11 protein-coding genes and 1 pseudogene are annotated in these 12,824 nt (G+C 70.6%); 6 read left to right on the top strand and 6 right to left on the bottom strand.

Annotated features, from left to right (window positions below):
• The 5 genes and pseudogenes from IE249_RS36090 to IE249_RS03805 all read left to right on the top strand — a co-directional run.
• A pseudogene (locus tag IE249_RS36090) lies at positions 1-227 on the top strand (bifunctional DNA primase/polymerase); the annotation flags it as partial.
• A gap of 2 nt (positions 228-229) precedes the next feature.
• Positions 230-1,708, top strand: a complete 1,479-nt coding sequence (locus IE249_RS03820; protein WP_189703348.1) for an AICE element replication initiation protein — start codon at positions 230-232, stop codon at positions 1,706-1,708.
• A 487-nt stretch (positions 1,709-2,195) separates the two neighbouring features.
• Complete coding sequence (locus IE249_RS03815) at positions 2,196-2,384, top strand: helix-turn-helix transcriptional regulator (RefSeq protein ID WP_189703347.1); 189 nt, start codon at positions 2,196-2,198, stop codon at positions 2,382-2,384.
• A gap of 61 nt (positions 2,385-2,445) precedes the next feature.
• Complete coding sequence (locus IE249_RS03810; RefSeq protein ID WP_189703346.1) at positions 2,446-3,816, top strand: tyrosine-type recombinase/integrase; 1,371 nt, start codon at positions 2,446-2,448, stop codon at positions 3,814-3,816.
• 426 nt (positions 3,817-4,242) lie between these two features.
• The gene (locus IE249_RS03805) at positions 4,243-4,731 is read left to right on the top strand and encodes a YajQ family cyclic di-GMP-binding protein (protein WP_189703345.1); all 489 of its coding nucleotides are present in this window, start codon (positions 4,243-4,245) and stop codon (positions 4,729-4,731) included.
• A gap of 98 nt (positions 4,732-4,829) precedes the next feature.
• Here IE249_RS03805 and IE249_RS03800 read toward each other — a convergent pair whose 3' ends face one another.
• A complete protein-coding gene (locus tag IE249_RS03800; protein ID WP_189703344.1) occupies positions 4,830-5,096 on the bottom strand; it encodes a GlsB/YeaQ/YmgE family stress response membrane protein in 267 nt (88 codons plus the stop codon).
• A gap of 198 nt (positions 5,097-5,294) precedes the next feature.
• On the opposite strand from IE249_RS03800, the gene IE249_RS03795 reads away from it, so the two are divergent.
• Positions 5,295-6,563 (top strand): APC family permease, encoded by a 1,269-nt coding sequence (locus IE249_RS03795; RefSeq protein WP_189703343.1) that lies wholly within the window; start codon positions 5,295-5,297, stop codon positions 6,561-6,563.
• Between the two features lie 250 nt (positions 6,564-6,813).
• On the opposite strand, the gene IE249_RS03790 is transcribed toward IE249_RS03795, so the two are convergent.
• From IE249_RS03790 to IE249_RS03770, 5 genes are all read right to left on the bottom strand, one after another.
• Positions 6,814-7,206, bottom strand: a complete 393-nt coding sequence (locus IE249_RS03790; protein ID WP_189703342.1) for a YccF domain-containing protein — start codon at positions 7,204-7,206, stop codon at positions 6,814-6,816.
• Positions 7,203-8,066, bottom strand: a complete 864-nt coding sequence (htpX, locus tag IE249_RS03785) for a zinc metalloprotease HtpX (RefSeq protein ID WP_189703341.1) — start codon at positions 8,064-8,066, stop codon at positions 7,203-7,205. The genes IE249_RS03790 and htpX overlap by 4 nt, the downstream gene beginning before the upstream one ends.
• 276 nt (positions 8,067-8,342) lie before the next feature.
• Positions 8,343-9,866 carry an NADH-quinone oxidoreductase subunit N gene (locus tag IE249_RS03780; protein WP_189703340.1) on the bottom strand — a complete coding sequence of 508 codons (1,524 nt, stop codon included), beginning with the start codon at positions 9,864-9,866 and terminating at the stop codon, positions 8,343-8,345.
• Complete coding sequence (locus tag IE249_RS03775) at positions 9,863-11,437, bottom strand: complex I subunit 4 family protein (RefSeq protein ID WP_189703339.1); 1,575 nt, start codon at positions 11,435-11,437, stop codon at positions 9,863-9,865. Before IE249_RS03775 ends, IE249_RS03780 begins: the two co-directional genes overlap by 4 nt.
• Positions 11,438-11,443: 6 nt before the next feature.
• The coding region (locus IE249_RS03770) for an NADH-quinone oxidoreductase subunit 5 family protein (protein ID WP_229857454.1) at positions 11,444-12,824 on the bottom strand (1,381 nt) is incomplete at its 5' end.

Below are 12,824 nucleotides of genomic sequence, written 5' to 3'. Positions count from 1 at the left end.
TGGAACGCGGCATCGCCATGGCAGAGCAGCGCATCACCGAGGCGCGCAGCGGGGTCCACGCCACGGTGTATCGGACCTTCCTGGCGGTGCTGTCTAGGCACGGCCGGTGCGGCTGCCTCACCGACGCCCACATCGGCCGGCTGTTCACCGCCGCGCAGACCAAGGGCGAGACCCCGCGGCACTGCACCGACGCGTGGGCCAATGCCCGCGCCACGTTGGGACTGTGAGCATGACGGACGACGACAAGAACCCCGCCCGCCAGATCATCACCGACTACGCCCAAGCCCACTTCCGGTACTTCCGCACCGCCGACGGCACCGTATACGCGCAGAAGAACGGCCACCCCGTGGCCCGCCCGATCCGCTCCCAAGGCACCACCGGCAGCCACCGCCAGGAACTCATGGTCGGACTCTTCCGCGACGGCATCGGCGTCTTCAACGGCACCGCCCTCAAGGAGGCCCTGGACTTGATCGAAGCCCTCGCGCTCACCGAGGACGTACAGCCCGTCCACATCCGCGTCGCCCCCGGATTCGACGGGGCGACCTGGCTCGACCTCGGGCGCAGCGACGGGCAATCCGTCCGCATCCATGCCACCGGGTGGGACATCGCCGTCCCCGACCCGCGCGAGGTGTGCTGGCGGCGCACCCAGCTCACCGGGGAGCTGCCCCTGCCGGCCAAGGACACCAACGGCAAGGGCATCGACGCCCTGCTGAGGCTGTGCAACTTCGCCAACGCGGAGACCGAGTGCCTGGCCATCGCCTGGCTCATCGGCTGCCTGGAACCGTCCGTGCCCGTCCCCGCCCCGTTCCTCACCGGCCCGCAGGGCGCGGGCAAGTCCACCGGCGGCCGGATGCTCGTACGGGTCATCGAGGGCATGAGCGGCGACCTGCGCCGCGCACCGAAGGACGAGGAGAACCTGATCGCGGCCGTGGCGGCCGGGTGGGTCACCGCCCTGGACAACCTCTCCCACATGACCCCCGACCTCTCCGACGCCATGTGCTGCATCGTCACCGGGGCCGAGAACGTCAAGCGCGCTCTGTTCACCGACGGGGACGTCTTCCGCGCCCGCTACCGGCGCCCCCTGCTGCTGACCGGCATCGACGTGGGCGTGATCCGCCCGGACCTCGCCGAACGGCTGCTGCCCCTGCGGCTGGAGCGGCCCAAGGTCCGGCGCACCGAGGCGGAGCTGTGGGCGGAGTACGGGGAGGCGCTGCCGGTCATCCTCGGGTCCCTGCTGGACCTCACGGTCAAGGTCCGCGCAGCGCAGGCGGACATCCCAACCGACCTGCGCATGGCCGACTTCGCCCACCTGTGCGCCCAGCTCGACGCGGCCACCGGGTTCGGGTCGCTGACCGCCTACCGGGCCAGCCTGGACGATCTCAACGACGACGTCATTGAGGGCGACTTGCTCGCGCAGACGGTGCTGAAGCACGCCGCCGGCATCGACCCGGGCACCGAGCAGCGGATGACCTCCGCCGAGTGGCTGCACTGCCTGTCCGGCCTCTACAGCGGCGAGGACTGCCGTCCCCTGCCCAAGGGGTGGCCGACCACCGGCAAGGTGCTCTCCGACCGCCTCAAGCGCCTCCAGCCCACCCTCGCCGCCCGAGGCGTCCTCATCGACTGGGGCCGCACCAAGACGTCCCGCTTCATCGAGATCGCGCGGCCGTCCGTCTCGGTGTCCCCGCACGAGCAGGAAGCGGCTTTCTGACCGAGCGGCACCACGACCCCCATACAAGCAAGAGGAGCACCCCGGCCCGGCGTGCTCCTCTTGCTGTTCGGCGGCGCCAGCCGCCCTGCGAAGGTCGCGCCGCGAAGCGGCCCGCTCTTCACTCTCTGATCCGCGCACCACAACAGACACCACCCCTCCTTGTCCGAAGTAGAGAGACGCTGCGTCACCTGCGTCACCCACACCCCGAAAACAACCCGTGACCTGCACCAAAGACGGTGACGCAGACGGCCCACCTCTGCGTCACCCCGCGTCACCTGCGTCACCTGCGTCACCTGCGTCACCTGCGTCACCGATGACGAAGGGCCTGCGTCACCGATGACGCACCCCCCAGGGCCCTGCGTCACCACATAGCCGCAGGTCAGAAGCGTGAATGACGCAGATGACGCGGGTGACGCAGAAATCCCGACCTCGGACAGACACGGGCTCACGAAGACCAAGACCAAGTCGACTGTTGAGGAGCCATCGAATGGCCGGCACCAAGATGCTCAAGCTCCCCGAAGTCCTCGAAGAGATCGGCATGAGCCGCGCCGCCTTCTACCGCATGCGCGCCCGCGGCCAAGCCCCCAAGCTCCGCAAGCTCCCCAACGGCCAAGTCCGCATCAGCCGCGCCGACCTGGACGCGTGGTGGGAGCGCTGCACCGAACACGCCGCCTGAACCGCACCACCCCCATCGGGCCCGCCCTGAAAGGGCGGGTCCTTTCGCTGTCTGGAGAGCAATGCCCCTCACGTACGACGTTCGCGTGTACAGCATCGAAACCCGCCGAGACCGCCCAAAGCCCTATCGCGTCCGCTGGCTCGTCGGCACTCAGAAGCACTCCAAGAGCTACACCGTCAAAGCCCAGGCAGACGGCCGCCGATCCGAGCTGATGACCGCTCTCCGCAAGGGCGAGCAGTTCGACGTGGAGACGGGCCTGCCCGCCTCGGAACTGCGCGCGCTGAACGGCTCCGTGACCTGGTATGAGCACACCCGGGCGTATGTGGACGGCAGGTGGGACCGCCTCCCGGCCAAGTCTCGCCGCAACGACGCTGACGCCCTGGCCACTCTGACGCCTGCGCTAGTGAAGACCACGGCTGGACGCCCGGCACCCAAAGTGCTCCGCAGGGCTCTGTACGGCTGGGCGTACAACAAGAACCGTTGGGGCCAAGAGCCTCCCACTGAAGTGGCTGAGGCTCTTCGGTGGGTGGAGAAGAACTCCGTGGCCATTTCAGCGCTTGAGGACCCCGGGACGCTCCGCACGGCCTTGGACGCCCTGTCGACGCTGCTCGACGGCTCCCCGGCGGCGGGGCGTACCGCCCGCCGCAAGCGAGCCTGCCTGAGCGACGTTCTCGGACTCGCTGTCGAACGGCGGTACTTAACCGTCCCCGTGAACCCCCTGACCACGATGAAGTGGACGGCCCCCAAGTCCACGGAGGAAGTCGACCCGGCGAGTGTCGCCAATCCGCGCCAAGTGCGGGAACTACTCGAAGCGGTACGCGCGCAGGGGGAGCGTGGCGCGCACCTCGAAGCCTTCTTCGGGTGCCTCTATTACGCCGCCATGCGCCCCGCTGAGGCCGTGGGCCTGAAGGCATCACAGTGTCATCTGCCCAAACACGGGTGGGGCCACCTCACACTTCGCGGCGGCATTGTCCATGCCGGCCACACCTGGACAGACGACAACCGGGCCCACCAAGAGCGCCATCTGAAGGCCCGAGCGGTCCGGGAGTCGCGAGTCGTGCCGATCCCGCCGCACTTCGTCGCAATGCTCCGGTGGCACATCGAGCGATTCGGCGCGGCACCGGATGGGCGCCTGTTCCGCACCAGCCGCGGCGGTGTGATTCAGGACACGGGTTACGGAGAGGTTTGGGCGGAAGCCCGGAGCGCCGCCCTGTCTCCCTCCGAGGTGGCGTCCCCGCTCGCCCGTCGGCCGTACGACCTGCGGTGCGCCGGCGTCTCCTTCTGGCTCTTCTCTGGGGTCGATCCCATGGAGGTAGCGCGTAGGGCCGGGCACTCCGTGGCTGTGCTCCTGCGGGTCTACGCGAAGGTTCTGGCACAGGCCCAGGACCGAGCGAACCGCCAGATTGAGGCTGGCCTGCGGGAGTGGCACTGAGAGAGCACTTCCCCCCGGGGGACACCTGGGGGACACGCGCTGATCAGGGTCGGGTCACACCTGAGACTAGGTGAGACAAGCCTCGCTTTTCGAGCATCGTTCGAATCAGCGTGTTCGAATACGAAGAAACCCCCTCCGTCCCGCTTTTCAGCAGGTCGGAGGGGGTTTCCCTCAGCGTGGCGGCGCCAGGATTCGAACCTGGGAAGGCGAAGCCACACCGCCGGGGGTTGATGCCGTTCGAACCACCTTGCGGCAGTGCTCCCTGGCAACGACGTAAACAATACCCGATACGGCGGGGTGCTTCGCCACCCGATTGATCGGCACCCGGGGGTCGGGGGATGGCTAGGCTGGTGCGGATGCGGCCGGGGCCCGATGACCGGGCGCGGCGGACCCACCCGATTCACCTGATACAAGGAGCCACAGGACATGGCCGACTCCAGTTTCGACATCGTCTCGAAGGTCGAGCGGCAGGAGGTCGACAACGCCCTCAACCAGGCCGCCAAGGAGATCTCGCAGCGCTACGACTTCAAGGGCGTCGGCGCCTCGATCTCGTGGTCCGGTGACAAGATCCTCATGGAGGCGAACTCCGAGGACCGGGTCAACGCCGTCCTCGACGTCTTCCAGTCCAAGCTGATCAAGCGCGGCATCTCGCTGAAGGCCCTGGACGCCGGCGAACCCCAGCTCTCCGGCAAGGAGTACAAGCTCTTCGCCACGATCCAGGAGGGCATCTCCCAGGAGAACGCCAAGAAGGTCGCCAAGCTCATCCGCGACGAGGGCCCGAAGGGCGTGAAGGCCCAGGTCCAGGGCGACGAACTGCGTGTCAGCTCCAAGAGCCGCGACGATCTGCAGACCGTGATCGCCCTGCTGAAGGGCCAGGACTTCGACTTCGCGCTGCAGTTCGTGAACTACCGGTAGGGAACCGACAGGGATTCGGTCGGCTTCCGGCAGGGATGACGACGGGTGTGCCCGGCCACTCCGGGCACACCGCCCCCGCGTACCGGCCCCCGGCGGGCTCAGTCGCGTGAGTTGCCGAAGATGATGCGGTAGGCGATCAGCAGCACCAGGGAGCCGCCGATCGCCGCCACCCAGGTCGCGCCGTCGTAGAAGTGCTTGGAGATCGGGTGGTGCAGCCAGCGGGCCGAGATCCAGCCGCCGATGAACGCGCCCGCGACGCCGATGACGGTCGTGCCGATGAAGCCACCCGGGTCACGGCCCGGAAGCAGGAACTTCGCAATGGCCCCGGCGAACAGTCCCAGAAGGATCCAGCTGATGATGCCCATGCCCTGAACCTGCCCTTCCACGCTGTGCCTGCACTGTCCCGGTGCTGTGATCCAGGTTCCGGACAAGCTGTGCCCGCAGGCCGTGCGTCGTTCTCTTCGTGCCGGTGATCTCTGCGCCACCCGCGTGTTCGTGCCGTGTTGCCGAGGAGGACGTCACGGCGACACCCCACGGTTGCACTGGTCAGTAAGGTGCGGGCCATGACACGCTCCGGCTCTCCGCCCGCTTCCGTGCCCGGCCCGCAGTTGCGTCGGGCACTGGGTGTCGGGGACGCGGTGGTCGTCGGGCTCGGTTCGATGGTCGGGGCGGGCATCTTCGCCGCCCTGGGGCCGGCGGCGCGCGCCGCCGGCCCGGGGCTGCTGCTCGGACTCGCGGTCGCCGCCGTGGTCGCCTACTGCAATGCCACCTCCTCCGCCCGCCTGGCCGCCCGGTACCCGGCTTCGGGCGGCACCTATGTGTACGGGCGCGAGCGCCTCGGTGTGTTCTGGGGTTATCTGGCGGGCTGGGCCTTCGTGGTCGGGAAGACGGCCTCCTGTGCGGCAATGGCGCTCACCGTGGGTGCGTACGTCTGGCCGGGACAGGCGCACGCGGTGGCGGTGGCGGCCGTGGTGGCGCTGACGGCGGTGAACTACGGCGGCATCCAGAAGTCCGCGTGGCTGACGCGGGTGATCGTGGCGGTGGTCCTGGCGGTCCTCGCTTCCGTGGTCGTCGTGTGTCTGGGCTCGGACGCCTCCGCCGCCGGGCGGCTCGCGGTGAGCGGTTCGGCGGGCGCCGGCGGCGTGCTGCAGGCGGCGGGGCTGCTCTTCTTCGCGTTCGCCGGGTACGCGCGGATCGCGACCCTCGGCGAGGAGGTGCGGGATCCGGTGCGCACCATTCCCCGCGCGATCCCGATCGCCCTGGGCATCGCACTGGTGGTGTACGCGGGTGTGTCGGTGGCCGTGCTGTCCGTGCTGGGGGCGCGCGGGCTCGGGGCGGCGACCGCACCGCTGGCCGACGCCGTACGGGCGGCCGGGGCCCCCGCGCTGGTGCCGGTGGTGCGGGCCGGTGCCGCCGTGGCCGCGCTGGGCTCGCTGCTCGCCCTGATCCTGGGTGTCTCGCGCACCACGCTGGCCATGGCCCGGGACCATCACCTGCCCGGGGCGCTGGCCGTCGTGCATCCCCGCTTCCAGGTGCCGCACCGGGCCGAACTGGCCGTGGGCGCGGTGGTCGCCGTCCTGGCCGCCACGGTGGACGTCCGGGGCGCGATCGGTTTCTCCTCCTTCGGTGTGCTGGCGTACTACGCGGTGGCCAATGCCTCCGCCTGGACCCTCGATCCGGCCCCGGTGCGGCGCGCGGTGCCGGCGGTGGGGCTCATCGGATGTGTGACGCTCGCGTTCGCCCTGCCGTGGGTCTCCGTGGCCGTGGGGGCGGGAGTCCTCGCGCTGGGCGTGGGGGCTTACGGCGTACGGCGGTGGACGGCGGCGCCGTAGCCGCTCAGGCGCGCATGACGCGTACGGCGCGTATGTGAGGAGTGGGGGCGGGATGCGAAGTCCCGCTCCGCGGCGGGGTGTTGCGGTCCGCGGTCAGGGCTTCGGCTCCCACCGGTCTCGGCGACTGCTCGTGCTCGGTCATGGAGTCATCATGCGGGCAACGGCGTAAATCCGTGCGGGCCTGTGGACAACCCGTCGGCTGTGGAAAAACCGGCCTGTGGAAAACCCCTGCCCGCCCGGCGAACCCGGCTCAGCGCGTCGCGAACGGCTCGTCGGTGCGCACGATTTCGCGTCCGAGAGGGAGCAACGAGACGGGGATCAGCTTGAAGTTGGCGATGCCGAACGGGATGCCGATGATCGTGACGCACAGCGCGATGCCCGTGACGATGTGGGTCAGCGCGAGCCACCAGCCCGCCAGGACCAGCCACAGGACGTTGCCGACGCAGGAGGGAGCGCCCGCGTCACGGCGCTCGACCGTGGTGTACCCGAAGGGCCACAGGGCGTAGACGCCGATGCGGAACGAGGCGATGCCGAAGGGGATGCCGATCACGGTGATGCACAGGAGCACCCCGGCGAGGAGATAGCCGAGGAAGAGCCAGAAGCCGCTGAGAACCAGCCAGATGACGTTGAGGATTGTCTTCATCGGTGGTGACCTGCCATCTGCTCGAGGCGGGCGATGCGCTCCGCCATGGGCGGGTGGGTGGAGAACATCTTCGACAGGCCCTGGCCCGGGCGGAACGGGTTCGCGATCATCATGTGGCTCGCCGTCTCGATGCGCGGCTCGGGCGGCAGCGGCAGCTGCTGGGTGCCCGCCTCCAGCTTGCGCAGGGCGCTGGCGAGGGCGAGTGGGTCACCGGTGACGCGGGCGCCGGAGGCGTCGGCCTCGTACTCCCGGGAGCGGCTGATGGCCAGCTGGATGAGGGTGGCCGCGAGCGGTCCGAGGATCATGATCAGGAGCATGCCGAGCAGGCCGGGGCCGTCGTCGTCGTCCGAGCGGCCCACGGGGATCAGCCAGGCGAAGTTGACGAGGAACATGATCACCGAGGCGAGGGCGCCGGCGACGGACGAGATGAGGATGTCGCGGTTGTAGACGTGGCTGAGCTCGTGTCCGATGACGCCGCGCAATTCGCGTTCGTCCAGGATGCGCAGGATGCCTTCCGTGCAGCACACGGCGGCGTTGCGCGGGTTGCGGCCGGTCGCGAAGGCGTTCGGGGCCTCCGTCGGGGAGATGTAGAGGCGGGGCATGGGCTGGCGGGCCTGGTTGGAGAGCTCGCGGACCATGCGGTACAGGCCGGGCGCCTCGAACTCGCTGACCGGACGGGCGCGCATCGCGCGCAGGGCCAGCTTGTCGCTGTTCCAGTACGCGTAGGCGTTGGTGCCGAGGGCGATGAGCACCGCGACGATCAGGCCGGTGCGGCCGAAGAAGCTGCCGATGACGATGATGAGTGCGGACAGTCCCCCGAGGAGTACTGCGGTCCTGAGCCCGTTGTGCCGGCGGTGCACGGTACGCCCTCCAAGTGGTGCGGCAGGGGAACCCTTCGCTTGCTGCTGTTCGGTGCCACTGGCGCCGTGACGTGTCGTGGCGTCACGTCCAGTGGACCCTTCCGTACTGGTCAACGCCAGGCGAGAGCCCCTGGTTCCCTGGTGCGTGCGACGGCGCGCGGGCCGTCCGGGTGAGCGGGACACCGGGTGGCACGCGCGCGTGGGGACCGGGTGCCCCGCGCGCGCGTGATGACGCCCGGGGGTTGTGGTGCCCCGCGCGTGCGGTGGTGGCCCGGGTCAGAACAGTCCGGTGCTCGCGAAGCGCAGTACCAGTTGGGGGGCGCCGGACAGGGCGATGCCGAGGACGGCCGTCAGGGAGATGGCGGCCGTGAGGGGGGCCGGGACGCGGTGCCGGGCGGCCTCGCCCTCGGGGGCGCGGAACAGCAGGGCCGCCCACTGGAGGTAGTAGAACAGCGCGATGACGACGTTGACGGCCATGACGACGGCGAGCCAGCCGAGTCCGGCGTCGACGGCGGCGGAGAAGACGGTGACCTTGGCGAAGAGCCCGATGACGCCCGGGGGCAGCCCGGCCAGGCACAGCAGGAAGAAGGCCATGAGGAGCGCGGTCAGCGGGTTCGTCGCGTACAGGCCCCGGTAGTCCGCGACGCGGTTGCTCCGCCTGGTGCGGCCCACGAGTGCGGCCACGGCGAAGGCGCCGAGGTTCACTGCGGCGTACATGAGGGCGTACGCGACCGTGGAGCCGATCGTCTTCTGGGCGTCCTTGGTGTAGCCGGCGGCGGCGATCGGCACCAGCAGGTAGCCGGCCTGGCCGACGGAGGACCAGGCGAGGAGCCGTACCGCGCTGTACGCGCGCGTGGCCCGCTGGCGCAGGGCGCCGACGTTGCCGACGGTCATGGTGAGCGCGGCGAGCACGGCGAGCGCCGGTCCCCAGACGTCGCCGTAGGAAGGGAAGCCGACGACGGTGACGAGGATCAGGCCGGTGAAGCCGACCGCCTTGCCGACGACCGACAGATAGGCGGCGATGGGCAGGGGCGCGCCCACGTAGGTGTCGGGCACCCAGAAGTGGAAGGGGACGGCGGCCGTCTTGAAGGCGAAGCCGACCAGGGTCAGGACGACGCCGGTCTGAGCGAGGGTGTGCAGTTGCCCGTCGACGTGCTGGATGCGGTCGGCGACCTGGGTGAGGTAGAGGGTGCCGGTCGAGGCGTACACGAAGCTGATGCCCAGCAGGCTGACCGCGGTGGCGGTGACCGACGACAGGAAGAACTTCAGTGCCGCGTCGGAGGACCTGCGGTCGCCGTGCCGGAGACCGACGAGGGCGAACGCGGGCAGGGAGGCCACTTCCAGGGCGACGATCAGGGTGGCCAGGTCGCGGGAGGCGGGCAGCAGGGCGGCGCCGGCGGCGGAGGAGAGCAGCAGGAACCAGTACTCCCCTTCGGGGAGTCCTCCGCGCGCGTCCTTCAGGGCGGTGACCGACAGCAGGGCCGCCAGGAGGGCGCCGCCGAGGACCAGGAGCTGGATGACGAGGGTGAACCGGTCGGCGCTGTAGCTGCACACGCCGGGCCGGCCGGTCAGGCAGAAGGTGTCGCGGTCGCCGTCGAGGAGGGGCAGGAGCAGCAGCGCGGAGACGGCGAGGCCGGCGACCGAGGTCCAGCCGAGCAGGGCCTTGCGCGCGGCGGGCAGGAAGAGGTCGGCGACGAGGACGACGAGCGCGACCACCGCGGTGAGGGTGGGCGGGGCGATCGCGAGCCAGTCGACGGACTGGACCGCCGACTCGGCCAGGGGCTGGGCGAGGGCGCTCATCGGGTGCCTCCTGCGAGGAGCTGCTGCACGGCCGGGTCGGTGAGCCCGAGCAGGGCCTTGGGCCAGAGGCCCGCGAGGACGGTGAGGACGACGAGCGGGGTCCAGGCCGCGAACTCGAAGGTGTGGACGTCGGCGAGTTTCGGCGCGTCCTGCGGCAGGGCGCCCATGCAGACGCGGCGGACCACGGCGAGCATGTAGGCGGCGGTGAGCAGGGTGCCGAAGGCGCCGATCGCCATGAAGGTGAGGAAGGCGGGGCGGCTGAGACCGGCGCCGGGCTCGAAGGCGCCGAACATGGCGAGCATCTCGCCCCAGAAGCCGGCCAGCCCCGGCAGTCCCAGCGAGGCGACGGCGCCGAAGGCGATCAGCCCGCCGAGACGCGGGGCCTTGCCGTACAGCGCGGCGCCGGTCTCCTCGGCCAGGGCGTCGAGGTCGGTGGTGCCGGTGCGGTCCTTCAGCGCGCCCACGAGGAAGAAGAGCAGGCCGGTGATGAGGCCGTGGGCGATGTTGGCGAACAGCGCGCCGTTCACGCCGGTCGGGGTCATGGTGGCGATGCCGAGCAGGACGAAGCCCATGTGGCCGACGGAGGAGTAGGCGATGAGCCGCTTGAGGTCGCCCTTGGCGCCGCGTTTGGCGAGGGCCAGGCAGGCCAGGGATCCGTAGATGATCCCGACAACGGCGAAGGCGGCGAGGTAGGGCGCGAAGGTGCGGAAGCCGTGCGGTGCGATCGGCAGCAGAATCCGGACGAATCCGTACGTACCCATCTTCAGCAGGACCCCGGCCAGCAGGACCGAGCCGACGGTCGGAGCGGCGGTGTGGGCGTCGGGCAGCCAGCTGTGCAGCGGCCACATCGGCGTCTTCACCGCGAGCCCGATCCCGATCGCCAAAACAGCGATGACCTGCACGGATGCGGTGAGCGACCGGCCGTTGTCAGTGGCGAGTGCCACCATGTCGAACGTGCCCGCCTTGATTCCGATCAGGAGCAGGCCGAGCAGCATGACGACCGAGCCGAGCAGGGTGTAGAGGATGAACCGCCAGGCCGCGGCCCGGCGGGCCTCGCCGCCCCAGCGGGCGATGAGGAAGTACATCGGGACGAGCACCGTCTCGAAGGCGAGGAAGAACAGCAGCAGATCGAGTACGGCGAAGGTCGCGAGGGTGCCGGACTCGAGCAGGAGCAGCAGCGCGAGGAAGGCCTTCGGGGTGGGTCCCGTGGGCGGCTTGAAGTAGGAGTACAGCGCGCAGAGGAAGGTCAGCAGCGCGGTCAGGACGACGAGGGGGAGGGAGATGCCGTCGATGCCGAGGTGGATGCGCACGTGGAGTGCGGGGATCCAGCTGATGTCGGTCGTGGCCTGCATCTTCGACGGGTGGTCGTGGTCGAAGCCGAGCGCGAGGACGATCGCGGCGATGAGCACGGCGCCGGTGACGGTCACGCCGTGCCGCAGCACCGCCTGCGCGGGTGACTTCCCCTTCAGTCCGGGCGGGGCCGGCAGGAGAGCGGCGAGCGCTCCGAGGAGCGGGCCGGCGACGACGAACGCCAGAAGGAACTGCATCACGGACTCGCTGATATCGATCACGCCTGCTCACGCTCCCGTGGCGACGAGGACGGCGGCGACCGCGAGGACGACGGTGCCGGCGAGCAGCGCGCTCACATAGGTCTGCACATTGCCGGTCTGGGCGCGCCGTACGGCGGCCCCGAGCAAGCGGGGTAGAGCGCCCGCACCGCGTACGTAGGTCTCGACGACCTCCCGGTCGAGGAACCGCACGAGGTCGGCCGCTGCCAGGACGGGGCGGACGAAGAGGGCCGCGTACACGGCGTCGAGGTGGAAGCCGGTGGCCGCGTGCCGGTGCAGCGGGCCGAGCAGCAGCCTCCCGGGGTCCGCGGGGTCGGCGGCGTAGGCGATGTCGCCGTAGGCGGGCTTGTGGGTGGCGATGGCCTCGGCCTCGACGAGTGCGGCGTCGGCCTCCGGATGGGCCGCGACCGCGCCGAGCGGAACGCGGGCCGCGAGCGCGCTGGTGTGCCGCCAGGCGCCGTAGCAGACGATGCCGCCGGCCAGGGCGAGGCCCGTGCCGAGGACGGACGTGGTCAGGGCCGGCGCGAGGTCGCGGCCGTCGAACCAGTCGGGCAGCAGGCGGAACGCCAGCCCGCCGAAGGCGAGGGAGGGCACGGCGAGGACCCAGAGGACGGCGTTCATGACCAGGGGCTGCTTGCCGTGGTCGGGGGCTTCGACGCCCCGCCCCCGGAAGGTCAGCAGCCACAGGCGCATCGCGTACGCGGCGGTGAGCAGGGCGGTGAGGAGGCTCGCGACGAGGACGATCCAGCCGGCCGCGCCGGGGGCGCCGCCACTGTGGCCGGTGGCGACCCGCTCGGCGGCGCCGAGGACGGACTCCTTGGAGAAGAAGCCGCTGAAGGGCGGGATCGCGGCGAGCGCGAGCAGCGCCACGGTCATCGTCCAGTAGGCGTCCGGGACGCGGTCGCGCAGGTTGCTCATGCGGGACATGGCGGCCAGCGAGTTGGTGCCGGCGGCGTGGATGATCACGCCGGCGGCGAGGAAGAGCAGCGCCTTGAAGGCGCCGTGGGACAGGAGGTGGAAGACGGCCGCGCCGCGGTCGCCGACGGCGAGCGCGCCGGTCATGTAGCCGAGCTGGCCGATCGTCGAGTAGGCGAGGACGCGTTTGATGTCGTCCTGGGCGAGCGCGGCGAGCGCCGAGCCGGCCATCGTGACGGCGGCCATGACGGCGAGCACGGTCATCGCGGCCGCGGAGGCCTGGAAGACGGGGAGGAGACGGGCGACGAAGTAGACGCCGGCGGCGACCATCGTCGCGGCGTGGATCAGCGCGGAGACGGGCGTGGGGCCCGCCATCGCGTCGGGGAGCCAGGTGTGCAGCGGGAACTGCGCCGACTTGCCCGCCACGCCCGCGAGGAGCAGCAGGGCGATCACGGTCGGGTGGTGCAGGCCGCCG

Origin of the sequence: Streptomyces anandii JCM 4720, assembly GCF_014650655.1 — a bacterium.
Lineage (GTDB): Bacteria > Actinomycetota > Actinomycetes > Streptomycetales > Streptomycetaceae > Streptomyces > Streptomyces anandii.
The sequence above is the reverse complement of the archived record's forward strand: the minus strand, read 5'-3'. Positions and strand labels throughout refer to the sequence as shown.